This window comes from Streptomyces sp. NPDC087428 (genome assembly GCF_044744085.1).
Taxonomy (GTDB): Bacteria; Actinomycetota; Actinomycetes; order Streptomycetales; family Streptomycetaceae; genus Streptomyces.
Window position 1 is genome coordinate 45,687 of sequence record NZ_JBIUXR010000023.1, and the last position, 18,706, is coordinate 64,392.

The following is an 18,706-nucleotide window of genomic DNA, read 5'->3' on the forward strand; positions in this document are numbered from 1 at the left end:
ACCCCCGTCACAGGGGTTCGGCCGGGCCCGGAATGGAAGCCGCGCCCTCCAGGTTTTAGCCTGTGGGGGCGCGGCTTTCGTATATCTGCGCGGATGCCCACGCAGCTGACAGTTCAGAGGAACGAGGCACAGATGACCGACCCGGTGACGCTGGACGGCCAGGATTCGATCGGCGAGTTCGACGAGAAGCGGGCCGCGGCGGCCGTACGTGAGCTGCTCTTCGCCGTGGGCGAGGATCCGGACCGGGAGGGGCTGCGGGAGACCCCGGGGCGGGTGGCGCGGGCGTACAAGGAGATCTTCGCGGGCCTGTACCAGGCGCCGGAGGACGTCCTGACGACCACGTTCGACCTCGGCCACGACGAGATGGTGCTGGTCAAGGACATCGAGGTGTTCAGCACCTGCGAACACCACCTGGTGCCGTTCCACGGGGTGGCGCACGTCGGGTACATCCCGGCGACCAGCGGCAAGATAACCGGCCTGTCGAAGCTGGCCCGGCTGGTGGACGTCTACGCCCGGCGGCCGCAGGTACAGGAGCGGCTCACCACGCAGGTCGCCGAGTCGCTGATGAAGATCCTGGAGCCGCGCGGCGTCATCGTCGTCGTGGAGTGCGAGCACATGTGCATGTCGATGCGCGGTATCCGCAAGCCCGGTGCGAAGACACTGACCTCCGCGGTACGCGGGCAGCTCCGTGACCCCGCGACGCGGGCCGAGGCCATGAGCCTGATCATGGCGCGCTGACGCGGCCGACCGAACGGGCACTGCCGGGGACCGGTGGTCCTGGGAAACGCGGCGGAGGGCTTATGCCCCCGCCGCGTTCTTGTTGTCGTCCTCGTCGCCCGGGAGCTTGCAGACGTGCTCCAGGAACAGGGCCGCCGCGATGACCGCGATGCCGGCCAGGACCGCGAAGCCGGCGTAGATCGCCTGGTCGCGGCGGGCCGGCATGTCGAGGAAGCCGAGCAGGAAGACGCCCGCACCGCCGTACATCCCGGCGACCAGGGCGACGACGAGGGCGCTGGCCTGGCCGAAGACCACGGCACGGGCCGCCATCAGCGGTTCGACGCCCTTCGCGCCCGGCCGGCGCTCACGCTGGGCGCGCAGCCGGGAGCGGATGGAGAGCGCCGTCGCCAGCAGGACGACGGCGATCACCGCGAGCACGATGGGCGCGGCCAGCGGCACGCTCGGCAGGGTGCCGAGGGAGTCCCAGAGGCGGGCGCCGCCCCAGGACAGCACCCCGGCCGCGGCGAAGAGGCCGGCCAGTACTCCGAGCCGTAGTTGCTTCACCGGGTGAGCCGCCCTTCGCCGCCTGTGATCTTTCCTGCTGTTCCTGTGAGCCTAACGACTACTCGGGCAGCCGGAGTTCCAGGTCGGCCCTGGGCAGTACGCTGCCGCGGCCGACACCGGCCAGCAGATCGGCGACCGGGCCGACGCCGGGCAGCTGGGCCGCGGGATCGACGTCGTGCCACGGGGCGAGGACGAAGGCGCGCTCGCGGGCCCGCGGGTGCGGGAGGGTGAGCGCCGGGTCGTCGGAGACCAGATCGGCGTACGCGACGATGTCGACATCGATGGTGCGCGGACCCCAGCGTTCCTCGCGGACCCGGTCGAAGGCCTCCTCGATGGCCTGGCCGCGCTCCAGCAGGGAGGACGGGGGCAGCGTCGTCTTCACGACGACCACCGCGTTGAAGTACGACGGCTGGGAACCGGCCTCGACGCCCCACGGCTCCGTCTCGTACACCGGGGAGACCGCTTTGACCCGGAGGCCGGGTGTGTCCTCCAGGGCGTCGATGGCGCCCTGGAGGGTCTCCAGGCGGTTGCCGAGATTGGAGCCCAGGGAGAGCACGGCGCGTTTCGGGTTGGAGAGGGTGATGTCCGCGGCGTCCACCTGCTCGACCACGAAGGCGGGAACCGGCTGTACGGTCGGGTCGCTCTGCCCCTCGGTAGAAAATGCAGTCATGCTCGGCTCCGGGTGATGGTGATGGTGACGTCGTCGAAGGGGACGGTGATGGGCGCGTCCGGCTTGTGCACCACGACCTCCACCTCCTCGACTCCTTCGTGCTTGAGGCACTGCTGGGCGATGCGCTCCGCGAGCGTCTCGATCAGATCGACCGGTTCGCCCTTGACTACGTCGACGACCTCTTCCGCGACCACGCCGTAGTGCACGGTCTTCGTCAGGTCGTCGGCGGCTGCCGCGGGGCGGGTGTCGAGGCCGAGCACCAGGTCCACGATGAACGTCTGTCCCTCTTCCCGTTCCCGGGGAAAGACGCCATGGTGCCCACGGGCCTTGAGGCCGCGCAGCGCGACACGATCCACGCGAATCACTCCTGCTGTTGTTGGTCGTAGGGGCACGGGCCGCGTGCGGGCGGCGTCCTGCCCTCATGGGAATCTACCTGCGAGCACCGACAGCGCTCGCCCGTGGGGGCCACGGCGGACCGCACGGGGCTGGTAGCCGCTGATACCCCGATGTGCCCGATTCCAATCCCTGGGAGCTGCTTTTCGAGCCCTCACCGGGCTTGTACCCATTCAGGAGGGGGAGTCCTCGTCCTCTTCCTCGCTGGTTTCGGCCAGTACGGGCGAGCCGTGGTGGGACCAGAGCTTCCAGCCGTCCGGAGTGCGCCGGAACACGTTGGTGGCGACCACCAGCTGCCCCACGAGCGGTCCCAGCGAGCTGCCCTCCTCGGCAGGACCGCCGCTGAGGATGTTCTCCGTGCACGTGACCAGGGCGGTGTCGCCCGTCATGGAGACCCCGACATCGGTCAGGAAGAACTGGATGTACTCGGTGTTCGCCATGATCAGGGCGTAGCTGCGCAGCACCTCGCCGCGGCCGGTGAGCACCGGCCAGCCCGGGTGGACGCAGGAGACGGTGAGGTCCTCGCCGGGCAGCCAGAGCGCGGTGAGCCCGTCGAGGTCCCCGCGTTCCATCGCCTCGTAGAAGGCGGTGTTGGCCTGCTCGACCGCCTCGATGTCGGCGGCCGCGTCGGCGTGCTCGTCCTGCGACTCGTTCACTCGGCTCCCTCGACGGCGCGGGCGACGCGTACGGCGTCCGCGGTGGCCCGTACCTCGTGGACCCGGACGGCCCAGGCACCGGCACGGGCGGAAAGTGCGGAGATCGCGGCGGTGGCCGCGTCGCGTTCGCGGGCGGGGGGCGGGGCGGCGCCCGTTCCGGCCAGTACGTGGCCCAGGAACCGCTTCCGGGAGGCGGCGACCAGCAGCGGTCGGCCCAGGGCGTGCAGCGCGTCCAGGCGGGCGATGAGCGAGAGGTCGTGGCCGGCGTCCTTGGCGAAGCCGAGACCGGGGTCGATCACGATCCGTTCGGCCGCGACACCGCCCGTGACCACGGCGTCCATCCGTATCCGCAGTTCCTCGACGACCTCGGCGACGACGTCCCCGTACACCGCCCGGCTGTTCATGGACTCGCTGAAGCCGCGCCAGTGCATGACGACGAAGGGCACCGCCGCGGCGGCGACGACCGGGACCATGTCCGGGTCGGCGAGTCCGCCGCTCACGTCGTTGACGAGGACCGCTCCCGCGTCGACGGCCTGTTCGGCGACCCGGGCCCGCATGGTGTCCACGGAGACCGTGACCCCTTCGGAGACCAGTCCGCGGACCACCGGGACCACCCGGCGCAGCTCCTCCGACTCGTCCACCCGGCTGGCGCCGGGGCGGGTCGACTCACCGCCGACATCGACCAGGTCGGCGCCCTCCCCGACCAGGTCGAGACCGTGCTTGACGGCCGCCGTGGTGTCGAACCAGCGGCCCCCGTCGGAGAAGGAGTCGGGGGTCACATTGACGACACCCATGACCGCACAGCGGTCCCACTCCGGCAGGCCCTGGACCGTGCCTCGTCCACGCAACGTACTCATACGACCAGCGTAGGCCCGCCCGGGGGCCGATCACGCCGCGTGGACGCCGTGCTCCCCGGTGGTGGCCGGCGTGTGCGCGCACGGACGCCGTCCGCTGCCCGGCAGCCTGCGGGCCAGCGGGCGGGGGAGCGCGAAGCTGACGAACCCCTCGGCCTGCATGGCCGCCAGGGAGATCCGGGGAAGGTCGCGGGCGGTGCGGTAGACCACGAATCGGGGCTCCCAGCGGGGCCGGAACTTGGCGTTGAACTTGTACAGCGACTCGATCTGGAACCAGCGCGAGAGGAAGATCAGCAGGCCGCGCCAGATCCGCAGCACCGGTCCGGCGCCCAGCTTCTCGCCACGGGCCAGCGCGGAGCGGAACATCGCGAAGTTCAGCGAGACCCGGGTGATGCCGAGCCGCGGCGCGGCCTGGAGGGACGCGACGATCAGCAGTTCGTTCATCCCGGGGTCGGCGGCGCGGTCGCGGCGCATGAGGTCCAGGGACATGCCGTCGGTGCCCCAGGGGACGAAGTGGAGTACCGCCTTCAGGTCCCCGTACGGGGAATCGGCGCTCTGCTCGTCGGACTTGTGGGCGGTGGCGATGAAGCAGTCCCCGTCGGCGCCGTCGCCGATCCGGCCGAGCGCCATGGAGAAGCCGCGCTCGTTGTCGGTGCCGCGCCAGTCGGCCGCGGCCAGCCGGATGCGGGCCAGTTCGGCCTCGCCGATGTCGGCCACGCGCCGCACCCGGGTCGCGTACCCGCCGCGCTCAATGCGCTTCACCATCTGGCGTACGTTGCGCATCGCACGTCCGGCGAGGGAGAAATCCGCGACATCCACCACCGCCTCGTCGCCCAGTTCGAGGGCGTCGAGTCCGGTCTCGCGGGTCCAGACCTCGCCGCCGGTCTCGCTGCACCCCATCACGGCCGGCGTCCAGGAATGGGCCCTGGCCTCGTCCATGAAGCGTTCGATGGCGCCCGGCCAGGCCTCCACGTCACCGATCGGGTCGCCGCTGGCCAGCATCACCCCGGACACCACGCGGTAGCAGACGGCGGCCTTGCCGCTGGGGGAGAACACCACGGCCTTGTCGCGGCGGAGCGCGAAGTGGCCGAGCGAGTCGCGGCGGCCGTGCCGCTCCAGCAGCGTGCGCAGCCGGGCCTCGTCGTCCTCGGTGAGGCGGGCGGCAGGATGTTCGGGGCGGAACGCGAGGTAGATCGTGGTGACGGCGGTCAGCAGGCCGAGCGCGCCGAGCGAGTAGGCCACGGTCCAGGACGTGACGCCGGCGTACTCGACGGGCCCCTCGAAGCCGAACAGGCCGTACAGCACGTGCTGGAGCCGGTCGGCGATGCTGGGGTTCCCGACCAGCCGGCCGGGGTGGACGCTGACGATGACCAGGCCGAGGCCGAGCGAACCCGCGCCGAGCAGGACGAAGTTGGCCAGCGCCCGCCAACGGCTGCGCGGGTCGGGGAGCGCGGCGAATTCACTGCGGTGGCGCACCAGCAGGTAACACAGCGTCAGGGAGACCAGTACGCCCAGCACCGAGTGTCGGTAGACGAACTGGGACAGCGCGCCGGCCGGGAGCAGCATGACGGCCGCCCGCCAGGCCCGCCGCTTGTGCCGCTTGAGGCCGTGGGCCAGGAGCAGCAGCAGGACGCCGACGCTCAGCGAGAGCGCGGCGGCGAAGGGGCCGAGGGCGCCGGGAAGGACCTCGGCGAGGGTGTGCATCCGGCTGTGCCGGAAGCGTGGGAAGACCCCGGCGGCGACGTCGATCAGACCGACTACGGTGCAGGCGGTGCCGACGAGCACCGGTACGGATTCGGGTCGCGGTCCGCGCACGAACTTACGTGCGCTATTCGGAACCGATCCCGATTTATCCCCATCTAGCGTGACAGACATCGCTTCCCGTGGTTCCGCGAGAGATTCTTTGGAGTCCGTCGGCCGGAGCGCTGCGGACGATGTGCGACCTCTAGGACGAGCCTTCCGGGCCGCGGGTTCACCCGTATCCCGGAAATTTCCTGACAAGAAAGTTCAACCGTCATGGGCCTTACCGGCAAGGCAGTGCTGATCCTGGCGATCGTGCTGGCCGTCGTGCTGTTCGCCGTCACGATCTGGCTCTGGCCGCGGTTCGCCCGGCGCAGTGTCCCGATGGTGTTCGGCAGGGTCGGCCTGCTTCTGGCGACCCAGGTGGCGGTCTTCGCCTCGGTCGGCCTGATGGCCAACAATACGTTCCTCTTCTACGGCTCCTGGGCGGACCTGTTCGGCCAGAAGCAGGACCTGGGCGTGGTCACCGACCGTGCCGCCGGGACCCTGGCCGCGAAGAACATTGTCCGGGTGGGGACGCAGCGGCCCGATGTGCCGGGCGGATCGCTGGCCACCAGGGGCGGCCGGATCGACAAGGTCGTCATCGCGGGGCGGCAATCCGGGATCGAGAGCTCGGCGTACGTGTATCTGCCGCCGGAGTACTTCCAGGAGGCGTACGCCCGGCGGAAGTTCCCCGCGGTGGTCGTACTCACGGGCTACCCGGGCACTTCGGAGAACCTGCTCAAGGGACTGCGGTACCCGCGTACTGCACTCGATCAGGTGAAATCCGGGCGGTCGCAGCCGATGATCCTGGTGATGCTCCGGCCGACGCTGGCGCCGCCGAGGGACACCGAGTGCGTGGACATAAAGGGTGGACCGCAGACCGAGACGTTCTTCGCGGAGGACCTGCCGCGGGCGATCTCGGCCGGCTACCGGGTCGGCAAGCGGGCCCGTAACTGGGGCGTCATCGGCAACTCCACCGGCGGCTACTGCGCGCTGAAGCTGGGGCTGCACCACCCGCACCGCTTCACGGCGAGCGCGGGGCTCTCCGCGTACTACAAGGCGGCGGAGGACCCGACGACCGGTGACCTCTTCCACGGCGACCAGCGGGCGCGTGACCATGCCGACCTGCTGTGGACCCTGGACCACCGGCCGATGCCCGACTCGTCCTTCCTGGTGACGACCTCCCGCCACGGCGAGGCGAACTACGCCGACACGAAGAAGTTCCTGGCCAAGGTGAAGGCGCCCGCGCAGGCCTCGTCGATCGTGCTCGGCAGCGGCGGGCACAACTTCAACACCTGGCGCCGGGAGATCCCCGCCGCCCTGGAGTGGCTGAGCAGCCGGCTCAGCGAGAACTGACCCGGGCGGGGCGGGGCCGCGTCCGGGCTCTCACGGAGCCGCGTGCCCCGAGGGCGCGGCTCACAGCCCCGCGGTCTTGGTCACGCTCGCCACGCTCTCCACGGCCACCTCGGCGCGCGGCACGGCCCGGTCGTCCGCGTCGATCGACCGGCGGAGCGCCTCATGGAGGCGGGCCGGCGTGAGCACGCCCAGGAACCGGCCCTCGCTCTCCTTGTCGATGACCGCGATCCAGCCGGCGTCGTGCTGGAGCATGGTGGCGAACGCCTGCTTGAGCGGGGCGCCGACGGGCAGCCAGGCCTCCATCCGGCGGGCGTGCTCGCGGACCGTGCCCCGGGTGGCGGTGAGCGCGTCACCGGCCGGGATCCAGCCGTGCAGATGGTCGTCGCCGTCCAGCACGACGGCCCAGCGCGCGCCCTCGGCGCGCAGCCGTTCGGTCGCCGTGGCCAGCGGGTCGTCGAGGTGGACGACCGGCGGCTGGTCGAGGTCGCTCTCCTCGATGGGGGTGACCGAGAGCCGCTTGAGGCCGCGGTCCGCGCCGACGAAGTCCGCGACATAGCCGGTGGCGGGGGCGCCGAGCACCGTGGCCGGTGAGTCGAACTGCTCGATCGAGCCCTGTCCGTAGACGGCGATGCGGTCGCCGAGGCGGACGGCCTCCTCGATGTCGTGCGTGACGAACAGCACTGTTTTGCGGACCTGTGCCTGAAGCTTGAGGAATTCGTTCTGCAGCCGTTCCCGGACGACCGGGTCGACGGCGCCGAAAGGCTCGTCCATCAGCAGTACGGGCGGGTCGGCGGCCAGCGCCCTTGCCACGCCGACGCGTTGGCGCTGACCACCGGACAGCTGTTCCGGATATCGGTCGCCATAAACGGAAGGATCGAGTCCGACCAGATCGAGGAGTTCCGCCGCGCGTTCGCGGCCCTTTCCGCGTTTCCAGCCGAGGAGATGGGGCACGGTCGCGGTGTTTTCCAGGACCGTTCTGTGCGGGAACAGGCCGACCTGCTGGATCACGTAGCCGATACGCCGGCGCAGCTGGACGGGGTCGATGGCCGATATGTCGTCCCCGTCGAGGAATATCCGGCCCTCGGTCGGTTCGATCAGCCGGTTCACCATCTTCATGGTGGTCGTCTTGCCGCACCCCGATGGCCCGACGAGCGTGACGAGTTCACCCTCGGCGACCTCGAAGGAAAGATCGTCGACGGCGGTGGTGCCGTCCGCATACCGCTTGGTGACGTGCTCGAAACGGATCATGGTTCCCCATTGTGGCGCGTGTTTTGTGAAGGACATGTTGCTGGAATACAACGGCTTCCGTGATTGTCAGTGGTCGAGGATAGGCTCGCCGGACATCAGTACGAGTGGGCGATCGGGAGGTGGGGGACAAGATGGCCGCACAGAACTGCCTGGTGACGAACGACTGGATCTGCGGGGAGTATCTCCGTTCCCGCAGCCAGGAGTTGACCGATGCCACGGTCCAGCACATCTGGATCACCGCGGTCTCCGTGGCGATCGGGGTCGCCGTGGCATTCCCGCTGGCCCTGCTCGCCCGTCGCAGCCGCCGCTTCGCCGGACCGGTGCTCGGGCTGACCACGGTCCTCTACACCGTGCCGTCGCTCGCGATGTTCTCGCTGCTGCTGCCGCTTTTCGGGCTCTCAGCGGCGCTGGTCGTCACCGGACTGGTGCTGTATTCGCTGACCATTCTCGTGCGGAACATCCTGGCGGGGCTGGAAGCGGTGCCCGAGGAGGCGAAGGAGGCCGCGCTGGGCATGGGCTACGGGCCCGCCAGGCTGCTGTGGGAGGTCGAGCTGCCGCTCGCGATGCCCGCGCTGATGGCCGGGATACGGATCGCCACGGTCTCCACGGTCGCGCTGACGACGATCGGTTCGATCGTCGGCCGGGGCGGTCTGGGCAACCTCATCGACGACGCCCTGCCGAGTTTCTTCAAGGCCCAGGTGCTGGCCGCCTCGGTGCTCTGCGTACTGCTCGCGGTCGTCGCGGACCTGCTGCTGCTCTGCGTGCAGCGGCTGCTGACCCCGTGGACCCGCATATCAAGGACCCACGACGCCGTGGACGCGGCCGGCACGGCGAAGGCGGTCTGACCCCATGGGAGTTCTCGGCGAGGCCTGGACGTGGCTCACCACCGGCGCCAACTGGTCGGGGGAGAGCGGGGTGTCCCACCGGCTCGGAGAGCATCTGTACGTCAGCGGGGTGGCGCTCGCCCTGGCCTGTGCCATAGCGCTGCCCGTCGCGCTCTTCCTGGGACACATCGGGAAGGGCGGCGCGCTGGCCGTCAACATCTCCAATGTGGGGCGGGCGGTCCCGGTCTTCGCGGTGCTGGCGCTCTTCATGGTCTCGCCGCTGCGCAACAGCGGCTATGTGCCGACGATCATCGCCCTGGTGCTGTTCGCCGTGCCGCCGCTGCTGACCAACGCCTACGTCGGGATGACCGAGGTGGACCGTTCGGTGACGGAGGCCGCACGCGGGATGGGCATGTCGGGCCCCCAGCTCTTCGTCCGCGTCGAACTGCCGCTGGCCTACCCGATGATCATGACCGGGCTGCGCTCGGCCGCGGTCCAGGTGGTTGCCACGGCGACGATCGCCGCGATGGTCGGCCAGGGCGGTCTCGGCCGGATCATCACCGCCGGCTTCAACACGTACAACACCCCGCAGGTGGTCGCGGGGGCCCTGCTGGTCGCCGTGCTCGCCCTGCTGGTGGAGACGGTGCTGGTCGCCCTCGACCGGGCGCTGTCGCCGGTTCGCCGCCGCCGGACGGCGTGAGCCCGGCCCGCTTTCCTGACCGACCTCGCATATCGCATATGGCCCTGTTGCCCTGGACGGAGAACAACATGAGCAAGACCTCGCGCATAGCCGGCGCGGTCATCGGCATCGTCGCGCTGGCGGGCTCGCTCGCCGCCTGCGGCGGTGACAGCCTGGAGAAGGACAAGGGTGCCCCGGCCGGCGGCGACGACTCCGCCAAGAAGGGCTCGCTCGTCGTGGGCGCCGCCGCCTTCACCGAGTCCAAGGTGCTCGCCGAGCTGTACGCGCAGATCCTCGCCGACGCCGGATACAGCACCTCGGTCACCACCGTGAAGAACCGCGAACTGTACGAACCCTCCCTGGAGAAGGGCGAGATCGACGTCGTACCCGAATACGCGGCGACGATCACCGAATTCCTCAACGCCAAGGTGAACGGGGCGAAGGCGGCCGAGGAGAAGCCGCTCGCGTCGGGCGACACCGCGGCCACCGTCGCGGCCCTGGAGAAGCTCGCCACTCCGCGCGGACTGAAGGTCCTGCCGGCCGGCAAGGCGGTCGACCAGAACGCCTTCGCGGTCACCAAGGAATTCGCCGCGAAGAACAAGCTGACGACGCTTTCCGATCTCGGCGCCTCCAAGGTCGAGGTGAAGATCGCGGCGGGTGACGAGTGCGAGGTGCGGGCGTTCTGCGCGCCCGGACTGAAGAAGACGTACGGCATCGATGTGACCGGCATCGACCCCAAGGGAGTCGGCACCCCGCAGTCCAAGCAGGCGGTCAAGGACGGCAAGGACCAACTGGTCCTCACCACCACCACGGACGCGGTGCTGGACAGCTTCGGCCTGGTTTTCCTGGAGGACGACAAGAAGCTGCAGAACGCGGACAACGTTCTGCCGGTCGTCAATGCCAAGGACGCGGGCGCCCAGGACATCGCCGACGCGCTCGGCAAGCTCACCGGCGCACTCACCACCCAGGACCTCGCGGAACTGAACCGCAAGGTCGACGCCGAGCGCGCCAAGCCCGAGGACGCGGCCAAGGAATACCTTCAGTCGAAAGGCCTGATCAAGAAGTAGCGAAGGCCCGCGCACGGGAGCGGAAGCAGTTGTTTTAGGGGCCGTCAGGTAACCGGCGGGGAACAGATTGCCGGGCGGCCCCCCAAGCAGGCCGTACGCACGGTAAATTTCAGGCCATGCCACGTGGACGCCATCGCCATTCGCCACCTCTGCACAGAATCCTTCCGCCCTCGGTCGTGGCCGGAGCCTCGGTCCTCTGTGCCGCGGCAGCCTGGCTGCCCGCCGATCCCCTGGTCCTGCGCGCGCTGGTCGCCGCCGCGGCGGCCGCCGCCCTCACCGGCGCGTATCTGATGCGCAGCTGGGACCGGGAGGCGGGCCGTCGCGTCGCGGAGCTGACGCGTGCCCGCGCCGGCGACGAGTGGCGGGCCGAGGAACGCGCAGCGGAGATCGAGGCCGATCTGGACGAGTCGCGCGAACTGCGCGCCCGTCTGGAGACGAAGCTGCGCCGCAAGCGCGTCGAACTGGCCGGGCTCCGCGGCGAGCACGCCGCACTGCTGCGGCGGTACGCCAACGCCGAGACCGAGCGCGCCAGTGTGCTGGAGAGCCGCCGGCAGCTCGCCCTGGAGGCGGCCGCGCCGCCCCGCGAACTGCCCGCCGCGCGCAGCACCCCGACAGCGGCCGGATATCTGCGGGCCGCCCAGGCGCTGGAGGACCTCACGCGCAACCGGGCGCTCCAGCAGGCGCGGCGCACCGCCGAGCAGGCCAGGAAGCACGCTCTCGCGGAGCGGGCCCGGGAGACGCGGGAGCGGCAGGGAAGGCACGCGGCGGCCGCGCACACCGGCGCCACGACGGACGACGGGCAGCACCGCCGCCCGGCCGCCCTGCCCGCGCCGCCCCGGCCGCCCAGGGCACTGCCCGCCCAGAGCGCCCAGCCCGCCCAGAGCGCCGTGCCGGCCGCCGGCGCGGTCGTCCCGTACGCGGCGGCCCGCCGCCATCTGGTGCCGCAGGGAAGCTTCGACTTCTTCGGTACGCAGAAGGCACACGCCGCGATCGAGTCCGTGCAGAACGAGGACCTCGCCGATGTGGTGGGCGAGGAGGCACTCGCCGCGCACCGCACGGGCGCGGCCGACAACCGGGCCGTCGGCAAGGTCATCGACCTGACCGCGCACGACGAGACGGAACAGCTGGACGTCGCGGAGCTGCGCAGCGCGATCTCGTAGCGGCGGGGGCAGGAGCCTCCCGCCGCGCGGGCCGGGCTACTTGTCGATGGCGCCGACGGGGCCGGGCTACTTGTCGATGTCGCCGACGACGAAGAACAGCGAGCCCAGGATCGCGACCATGTCCGCGACCAGGGTGCCGGGCAGCAGCTCGGTGAGCGCCTGGATGTTGTTGAACGACGCCGAGCGGAGCTTCAGCCGGTACGGGGTCTTCTCGCCCTTGGACACCAGGTAGTAGCCGTTGACGCCGAGCGGGTTCTCGGTCCAGGCGTAGGTGTGGCCCTCGGGGGCCTTGAGCACCTTGGGCAGCCGCTGGTTGATCGGACCGGGCGCCAGGTCCGCCATCCGGTCCAGGCAGGCGTCCGCCAGGTCCAGGGCGTTGTGCGTCTGGTCCAGCAGGCACTCGAACCGGGCCAGGCAGTCGCCCTCGGTGCGGGTGACGACCTTCAGGGTGTCCTGGAGCTCCCCGTACGCGAGGTAGGGCTCGTCCCGGCGCAGGTCGAAGTCGACGCCAGAGGCGCGGGCGATCGGCCCGGACACCCCGTACGCGTGCACGGCCCGCGCCGGGAGCACGCCGACCCCGCGGGTACGGCCCCGGAAGATCTCGTTGCCGAGCACCAGCTTGTCGTAGACGTCCATCCGGGACCGGACCGAGGCGACGGCGTCCCGGGCGCGGCCGAGCCAGCCCGCCGGGAGGTCCTCCTTGAGGCCGCCGACCCGGTTGAACATGTAGTGCATCCGGCCGCCGGAGACCTCCTCCATCACGGCCTGGAGCTCCTCGCGCTCCCGGAACGCGTAGAACACCGGGGTGATCCCGCCGAGTTCCAGCGGGTACGAGCCGAGGAACATCAGATGGTTGAGGACCCGGTTCAGCTCGGCCAGCAGGGTGCGGGTCCAGACCGCGCGCTCCGGGACCTCCATGCCGAGCATGCGCTCGACGGCCATCACGACGCCCAGCTCGTTGGAGAACGCCGACAGCCAGTCGTGGCGGTTGGCGAGCATCACGATCTGCCGGTAGTCGCGGGCCTCGAAGAGCTTCTCCGCGCCGCGGTGCATGTAGCCGATGACCGGTTCGGCCTGCTGGACGCGTTCGCCGTCCAGGACGATCCTCAGCCGGAGCACGCCGTGGGTGGAGGGGTGCTGCGGGCCGATGTTGAGCACCATGTCGGTGCTCTCCGCCGCGCCGCCGATGCCGACTGTGGTCTCCGTCATGCGGACAGTATCCCTGCGGGAGCCGGTGCCGCGGGGTGCGGGGTGGAACGCGGATCAGACCCGTTGCGTCAGCCAGCCGAAGCCGCCCAGGCCGCCGGGCGCGGTCAGCTCCGCCGCCTCACCCGCCCCGGCCAGGGCCCGTACGTAGCCGGCCGGGTCGCTCGACGCCAGGGACAGCGGCGGGCGCCCGCCGCTGACGCCCAGGTCGTGCAGCGCCTCGCGCTGGGTGCGGATCTCCGCGGCCGGACCGCCCGCCGCCGCGCACGCGTCCAGTGCCACGTGGGAGGTGAGGTCGCAGCTGCCGTCCGGCACCGGCCGCACCTCGCGCCCCGCCCGGAAGCCGGTCAGCGTGCCGAAGGGCGGCCGCGCCTCCCGTAGGTGCATGTAGTCCACGGCCACCGCGAGCCCGCCGGACAGTGCGGACACCGCACGCGCCCACGCCTCGTCGCGCGGGCGGCCGATCTCCGCCCGGCCGCCCGGTCCCGCCGACGGCCACCAGCGGCTCAGCCACCGGGCGTCGGCCCCGCCCACCGGCTCGCCCAGCCGCTCCGCACCGTCCGACGGCCGGACCAGCACGTAGCGGTCGACGCCGTCCTGGTCCGTCTCGGCGATGGGCGTCGGCACGTTGTCCAGCCACTCGTTGGCGAACAGCAGCCCGCGCACGCCGCGCGGGGGCTCCGCGCACCACTGAACCCGTGGGTCCAGACCGCTGGGGCGCGCGGCCAGCTCCACGGCGTACGCCCGTACCGCGAGACCGTCGCCGCCCTCCGACGGGAGCGCGGCGAGCACTCCCGTCAACAGCTCTCCGCGCCCCGCCCCCAGATCCACCAGGTCCACCGAACGGGTCCCGAGCTCGCCGGCCGTCCTGACCAGCAGCCGGGCGACGGCCGCGGCGAACAGCCCGGATGCGTGCACGGAGGTACGGAAATGACCCGCGGGCCCCTCGGGGCTCCGGTAGAACCCCCCGTCCCCGTACAAAGCGGTCTCAGCCGCCTCCTGCCACCCGCGCCAGTCATCCGTCACATATCCAAGTCTCCACCTTGGGGAGTACGGTCTGCGGACCCGGATCGGCCCTTTGGCTGACCCGTGCACCTGTCGGCTGTCCCTACGCTGGGTTACGTGCAGCGCCTCTACGATTTCATCCGCAGACACCCGATGGGCGTCGACAGCTTCTGGGCTGTCTTCCTCCTCGGGCTCTCCGGCATGACCATTGTGGTGGGCGGTGTCGGGCGCGGCAGCGGTGAGCGCTTCGCCGTGGTGCCGGTCGTCATCGGTCTCAGCGTCGTCGTCGCACTGCGCCGCCGCGCCCCCGAGAAGATGCTGCTGCTCGCCATCGCGATGGGCGTCGTCCAGCTGGTGTTCGGGGTCAGACCGACCACCGCGAACTTCGCCATGCTGGTGATCACCTTCACCGTGGCCACCGTCGGGGAGCGCTGGGCGTCCCGGCTCGCCCTGACGTGCAGCCTGTGCGCGGCCGGGCTCTCCCAGCTCCGCTGGCCGAACGAGGAGCCGGGCAGCTGGGCGCAGAAGGGCTTCATCGTCGTCGTGATGACGGTGCCGTTCGTGCTGGCCTGGGTGCTCGGTGACTCGATGCGGACCCGGCGGGCCTACTTCGACCAGCTGGAGGAGCGCAACGCCCGGCTGGAGCGGGAGCGCGAGGCGCAGTCGAAGGTCGCGGTGGCCGCGGAGCGGGCCCGTATCGCCCGCGAACTCCACGATGTCGTCGCGCACAACGTCTCGGTGATGGTGGTGCAGGCCGACGGCGCCGCCTATGTCATGGACGCGGCGCCCGATCAGGCCCGGCAGGCGCTGGAGACCATCTCCAGCACCGGCAGGCAGGCGCTGGCGGAGATGCGGCGGCTGCTCGGTGTGCTGCGGACCGGAGACGTGCGGGAGAGCGGGGAGTACGTCCCGCAGCCCGATGTCGAGCAGATCGAGGACCTGGTCGGCCAGGTCAGGCAGTCCGGTCTGGCCGTCGACTTCAAGATCGAGGGCACACCGCGCCCGCTGCCCAGCGGCGTCGAGCTGACCGCGTACCGCATCGTGCAGGAGGCGCTGACCAACACCCGCAAGCACGGCGGCCCCAACGCCGGGGCCAGTGTGCGGCTGGTGTACTTCGACGACGGCCTCGGCCTGCTGGTGGAGGACGACGGCCGGGGCGCCGCGCACGAACTGTACGAGGACGGCGGCGCCGACGGCGCGGGCCACGGGATGATCGGCATGCGTGAGCGGGTCGGCATGGTCGGCGGCACGCTGGATGCCGGACCGCGCCCCGGCGGCGGATTCCGGATCAGCGCGCTGCTGCCGCTCAAACCGGCCGACTAGGGCTTCTCGAAGACGGCTCGGCCGTCCCCGCCCACCGAGGACCTACCGCAGAACGAAAAAACAGGAGACAGAGACCCCATGGCGATCCGCGTGATGCTCGTCGACGACCAGATGCTGCTGCGTACCGGCTTCCGGATGGTGCTGGCCGCGCAGCCGGACATGGAGGTCGTCGCGGAGGCCGGCGACGGCGCGGAGGCGATCGAGAACCTGCGGTCCACCGCGGTCGACGTCGTGCTGATGGATGTGCGGATGCCGCGGCTGGACGGCGTCGAGGCCACCCGCCGCATCTGCGCGCAGCCCGACGCGCCCAAGGTGCTCATCCTGACGACGTTCGACCTCGACGAGTACGCGTTCTCCGGGCTGAAGGCCGGGGCCAGCGGCTTCATGCTCAAGGACGTGCCGCCGGGCGAGCTCCTCGCCGCGATCCGTTCCGTGCACAGCGGTGACGCGGTCGTCGCGCCGTCCACCACCCGCCGGCTGCTCGACCGCTTCTCCCCGATGCTGCCCAGCGGTACGGCCGAGCCGCGCCACAAGGACGTCGCCAAGCTCACCGAGCGGGAGCGCGAGGTGATGCTGCTGGTGGCGCAGGGCCTGTCGAACGGCGAGATCGCCGCGCGGCTGGTGCTCTCGGAGGCGACCGTGAAGACGCATGTCGGCCGCATCCTGACCAAGCTCGGCCTGCGCGACCGGGTGCAGGTCGTCGTCCTCGCCTACGAGACCGGGCTGGTGCGGGCCGGCGGCGGGGCGGGCTGAGCGCGGGCGGGCCCTCAGCGCAGGATGCCCTCCAGGAAGTCGCTGCCGAGCCGCGCCACGACGGTCAGGTCCAGCTGGTGCAGTACGTACCGGCCGCGCCGCCGGGTCGTGATCAGACCGGCCCTCTTGAGCACCGCGAGATGGCGGGAGACCTCGGGAGAGGTGATGCCGTGCGTCTCCGCGAGCTCCCCGGTCGTGTACGGGGAGCGGGCGATGTTGCGGCACAGCCGCATCCGCACCGGGTGGGCCAGCGCCTCCATCCGCAGCTGGAGCAGCTCGACGGAGGCGGGGGAGGGCAGCTCGGGCCGGTGCACCGGGTAGTGGATCACCGGGCGCCAGCCCGGCGCGTGCAGCACCGTCAGGTGCGGCCAGCCGAGGCTGGTCGGGATGAGCGTGATGCCGGGGCCCACGGCCGGGTCGGTGGCGTCGGTCGAGCCCTCGGTCAGCTTGTCGATGTGGACGCGGTCCCCGGTGGCGTCCAGTGACACCGCGGTGGACACCGCGCCCAGCGCCTCGCCGATCCCCTTGTGCCGCAGCAGATCCGTCTTGTGCCGGGCGTCGGCCACCAGCTGGACCCGCGTCCGCCGCCAGGTGTCCGCGAAGAACGCCTGGTCACAGTCCTCGAAGAGGCGCCGGACCCAGCGGCGCACGGAGGCGGGGTCGGTCAGCAGCCGCTGGGTGAACTCCGCCTGCTGCGGGCCCCGCGTCGCCGCCATGTCCAGGGCGCGGGCGCGCATCCCGGCGTCGACCAGGGGCGAGGGCGCGCCGGCCCCGTACAGGGCGGCGCAGGTGAATTCCAGGGCCGCGGCGACGAAGCGCTCGTCGTCCAGCCGGTCGAGGATGTCCAGGTCCTCCGCGAGGCCGGCGCCCGTCCTGCCGTCGCCGCCGCGGACCCCCGCGAACGGCATGAAGACGTCCGAGAAGGTGTTCCGCCACAGGAAGTCCGCCTCGTGCAGCCGGTCGGCGAGGTCCGGCTCCAGGGCCGTGGCGGTGGCCGTCGCCCAGCCGTGCAGTCCCGGGTGGTGCCCCGGCTCGGAGAGCGCGTGCAGGGCGAGCCCCAGCTCCGCGAGGGGGGAGGTCTCGAAGACGATGCGCCCGGGGTCCAGCCCCGTGATGTCGATGGTCACGCTCACCCCTCCATGGTGCGGGGTGAGCGCGGCGGGCCGGGACCCGATTGACGGCCGGCGTCAATCGGCGGCCCGCCGGGCGCGCCGCTACTTCTGCCGGGCGAGCCGCTCCTGCTCGGCCACCAGCTTCAGGAAGTCGCCCACGGCCGCCTTCACGTCCGCCGCCGTCCACGTCAGCCCCGACTCGGTCACGCTGACCTCCGTGCAGGAGATCCCGGGGGGCCCGGCGCCGGCCGGCTGCCACATGCGGAAGAGCGCCGTGCCCCTCTCCTCCGCCTGCCGCACCGACGCCTCCGTAAGGACGTCGGACGCGTACGGCAGCCACACCTGGAACTGGTGCGTGTGCGGCGGGTCGGGATGCACCCGGAACCACCCGGCACCGGCCTCCGTGAAGCCCTCGGACAGCGCCTCCGCCACCACCCGCGCGTGGGCCACGTACGACGGCAGCTTCGGCAGCTCCCGCTCCAGGCCGCTCAGGGCGGAGAGCGCCGCCGGGAACTGCTGGAAGAGCTGGCCCCCGTACCGGTGCCGCCAGGTCCTGGCCTCCTCGATCAGCGAGGCGGAACCGGCGAGCGCGGCCCCGGAGATCCCGCCGAGGGTCTTGTAGAACGACACGTACACGCTGTCCGCGAGCGCCGCGATCTCCGGCAGCTCCCGCCCGAAGTGCGTCGCGCACTCCCACAGCCGCGCCCCGTCGAAGTGGACCACCGCATCGCGTTCGCGGGCGGCCGCCACCACCGCCTCCAGCTCCTCCCAGGTGGGCAGGACGAAGCCCGCGTCCCGCAGCGGCAGCTCCAGCATCAGGGTGCCGAACGGCTCGTCGAAGTCGCGGATCTCGTCCGCCGTGGGCAGCCGGGGCTCGGACGTCGGGTGGACGGTACGCAGCCCGCTCACCACCGACAGCGCGCCGCGCTCGTACATCTCGGGGTGGGCGAGCGGATGCAGCGCCACCGTCGGGTTGCCGGTGCGCCCCGCCCAGGAGCGCAGCGCGGCCTGCTGCGCCATCGTCCCGGTCGGGAAGAACGCGACCGCCTCCTTGCCGAGCACCTCGGCGATCCGCTGCTCCAGCTCGGCGACCACGCCGCCGCCGTAGATGTCCACGGGCTGCCCGAGATCGGTGAGCGTGCCGGCGTCGGCGGCCAGCACGGCCAGCTGCTCGCCGAGTGAGCGGTCCATCGGAGCCCGCCACAGGGTCCGCTCGGCCCGCTGCCACGCGGTGATCCGGCGGATCCGCGGGAACCGGTCCGCGTCCTGGGGTCCGTCCGGGCCCGGTGTCCCGTCCGCCGCTCCGGCGCCCGCCTGCTCGTTCATGTCTGCCATGG

At 71.4% G+C, this 18,706-nt stretch carries 19 protein-coding genes; 8 read left to right on the top strand and 11 right to left on the bottom strand.

The window, feature by feature from the left end:
• Positions 1 to 132: 132 nt before the first annotated feature.
• A complete protein-coding gene (gene folE / locus ACIO3R_RS36065; protein ID WP_363029525.1) occupies positions 133 to 738 on the top strand; it encodes a GTP cyclohydrolase I FolE in 606 nt (201 codons plus the stop codon).
• A 60-nt stretch (positions 739 to 798) separates the two neighbouring features.
• Here folE and ACIO3R_RS36070 read toward each other — a convergent pair whose 3' ends face one another.
• The 6 genes from ACIO3R_RS36070 to ACIO3R_RS36095 all read right to left on the bottom strand — a co-directional run bounded on the left by ACIO3R_RS36070 (position 799) and on the right by ACIO3R_RS36095 (position 5,729).
• On the bottom strand, positions 799 to 1,281 hold the full coding sequence (locus tag ACIO3R_RS36070; RefSeq protein WP_385034838.1) for a DUF3180 domain-containing protein: 483 nt from the start codon (positions 1,279 to 1,281) through the stop codon (positions 799 to 801).
• A gap of 58 nt (positions 1,282 to 1,339) precedes the next feature.
• The gene (gene folK / locus ACIO3R_RS36075) at positions 1,340 to 1,951 is read right to left on the bottom strand and encodes a 2-amino-4-hydroxy-6-hydroxymethyldihydropteridine diphosphokinase (protein ID WP_385034840.1); all 612 of its coding nucleotides are present in this window, start codon (positions 1,949 to 1,951) and stop codon (positions 1,340 to 1,342) included.
• Entirely contained in the window at positions 1,948 to 2,307 is a 360-nt protein-coding gene (gene folB, locus ACIO3R_RS36080; protein WP_024493348.1) for a dihydroneopterin aldolase, read from the bottom strand. Before folB ends, folK begins: the two co-directional genes overlap by 4 nt.
• A 210-nt stretch (positions 2,308 to 2,517) precedes the next feature.
• On the bottom strand, positions 2,518 to 3,000 hold the full coding sequence (locus ACIO3R_RS36085; RefSeq protein WP_385034843.1) for a nuclear transport factor 2 family protein: 483 nt from the start codon (positions 2,998 to 3,000) through the stop codon (positions 2,518 to 2,520).
• Positions 2,997 to 3,794: a dihydropteroate synthase gene (gene folP, locus ACIO3R_RS36090; RefSeq protein WP_402111283.1), complete on the bottom strand. Its 798-nt coding sequence runs from the start codon at positions 3,792 to 3,794 to the stop codon at positions 2,997 to 2,999. The genes ACIO3R_RS36085 and folP overlap by 4 nt, the downstream gene beginning before the upstream one ends.
• Positions 3,795 to 3,887: 93 nt before the next feature.
• Positions 3,888 to 5,729, bottom strand: coding sequence for a phosphatidylglycerol lysyltransferase domain-containing protein (locus tag ACIO3R_RS36095; RefSeq protein ID WP_402111245.1), 1,842 nt, complete (start codon positions 5,727 to 5,729; stop codon positions 3,888 to 3,890).
• A gap of 141 nt (positions 5,730 to 5,870) precedes the next feature.
• Here ACIO3R_RS36095 and ACIO3R_RS36100 point away from each other — a divergent pair, with 141 nt between their 5' ends.
• Complete coding sequence (locus tag ACIO3R_RS36100; RefSeq protein WP_385034847.1) at positions 5,871 to 6,992, top strand: alpha/beta hydrolase; 1,122 nt, start codon at positions 5,871 to 5,873, stop codon at positions 6,990 to 6,992.
• A 60-nt stretch (positions 6,993 to 7,052) separates the two neighbouring features.
• Here ACIO3R_RS36100 and ACIO3R_RS36105 read toward each other — a convergent pair whose 3' ends face one another.
• Positions 7,053 to 8,240: a betaine/proline/choline family ABC transporter ATP-binding protein gene (locus tag ACIO3R_RS36105; RefSeq protein WP_385034849.1), complete on the bottom strand. Its 1,188-nt coding sequence runs from the start codon at positions 8,238 to 8,240 to the stop codon at positions 7,053 to 7,055.
• 131 nt (positions 8,241 to 8,371) lie between these two features.
• On the opposite strand from ACIO3R_RS36105, the gene ACIO3R_RS36110 reads away from it, so the two are divergent.
• From ACIO3R_RS36110 to ACIO3R_RS36125, 4 genes are all read left to right on the top strand, one after another.
• Positions 8,372 to 9,085, top strand: a complete 714-nt coding sequence (locus tag ACIO3R_RS36110) for an ABC transporter permease (RefSeq protein ID WP_385034851.1) — start codon at positions 8,372 to 8,374, stop codon at positions 9,083 to 9,085.
• A gap of 4 nt (positions 9,086 to 9,089) precedes the next feature.
• Positions 9,090 to 9,764, top strand: a complete 675-nt coding sequence (locus ACIO3R_RS36115) for an ABC transporter permease (protein ID WP_385034853.1) — start codon at positions 9,090 to 9,092, stop codon at positions 9,762 to 9,764.
• 68 nt (positions 9,765 to 9,832) lie between these two features.
• Positions 9,833 to 10,810 carry an ABC transporter substrate-binding protein gene (locus ACIO3R_RS36120; protein ID WP_385034855.1) on the top strand — a complete coding sequence of 326 codons (978 nt, stop codon included), beginning with the start codon at positions 9,833 to 9,835 and terminating at the stop codon, positions 10,808 to 10,810.
• A 116-nt stretch (positions 10,811 to 10,926) separates the two neighbouring features.
• The gene (locus tag ACIO3R_RS36125; RefSeq protein WP_385034857.1) at positions 10,927 to 11,970 is read left to right on the top strand and encodes a hypothetical protein; all 1,044 of its coding nucleotides are present in this window, start codon (positions 10,927 to 10,929) and stop codon (positions 11,968 to 11,970) included.
• 66 nt (positions 11,971 to 12,036) lie between these two features.
• Here ACIO3R_RS36125 and ACIO3R_RS36130 read toward each other — a convergent pair whose 3' ends face one another.
• Together ACIO3R_RS36130 and ACIO3R_RS36135 are read right to left on the bottom strand one after the other, a co-directional pair.
• On the bottom strand, positions 12,037 to 13,179 hold the full coding sequence (locus ACIO3R_RS36130; protein WP_385034859.1) for an NADH-quinone oxidoreductase subunit D: 1,143 nt from the start codon (positions 13,177 to 13,179) through the stop codon (positions 12,037 to 12,039).
• 54 nt (positions 13,180 to 13,233) lie between these two features.
• The gene (locus ACIO3R_RS36135) at positions 13,234 to 14,202 is read right to left on the bottom strand and encodes an SAM-dependent methyltransferase (protein WP_402111247.1); all 969 of its coding nucleotides are present in this window, start codon (positions 14,200 to 14,202) and stop codon (positions 13,234 to 13,236) included.
• Between the two features lie 96 nt (positions 14,203 to 14,298).
• Between ACIO3R_RS36135 and ACIO3R_RS36140 the strand changes: the two genes are divergently transcribed.
• Positions 14,299 to 15,504 carry a sensor histidine kinase gene (locus tag ACIO3R_RS36140; protein WP_385034863.1) on the top strand — a complete coding sequence of 402 codons (1,206 nt, stop codon included), beginning with the start codon at positions 14,299 to 14,301 and terminating at the stop codon, positions 15,502 to 15,504.
• Positions 15,505 to 15,582: 78 nt separating this feature from the next.
• Positions 15,583 to 16,257: a response regulator gene (locus ACIO3R_RS36145; RefSeq protein WP_385034865.1), complete on the top strand. Its 675-nt coding sequence runs from the start codon at positions 15,583 to 15,585 to the stop codon at positions 16,255 to 16,257.
• Positions 16,258 to 16,271: 14 nt separating this feature from the next.
• Here ACIO3R_RS36145 and ACIO3R_RS36150 read toward each other — a convergent pair whose 3' ends face one another.
• Entirely contained in the window at positions 16,272 to 17,384 is a 1,113-nt protein-coding gene (locus ACIO3R_RS36150) for a DUF5937 family protein (protein WP_402111248.1), read from the bottom strand.
• An 87-nt stretch (positions 17,385 to 17,471) separates the two neighbouring features.
• On the bottom strand, positions 17,472 to 18,704 hold the full coding sequence (locus tag ACIO3R_RS36155; protein WP_385034869.1) for a threonine aldolase family protein: 1,233 nt from the start codon (positions 18,702 to 18,704) through the stop codon (positions 17,472 to 17,474).
• Positions 18,705 to 18,706: the final 2 nt, after the last annotated feature.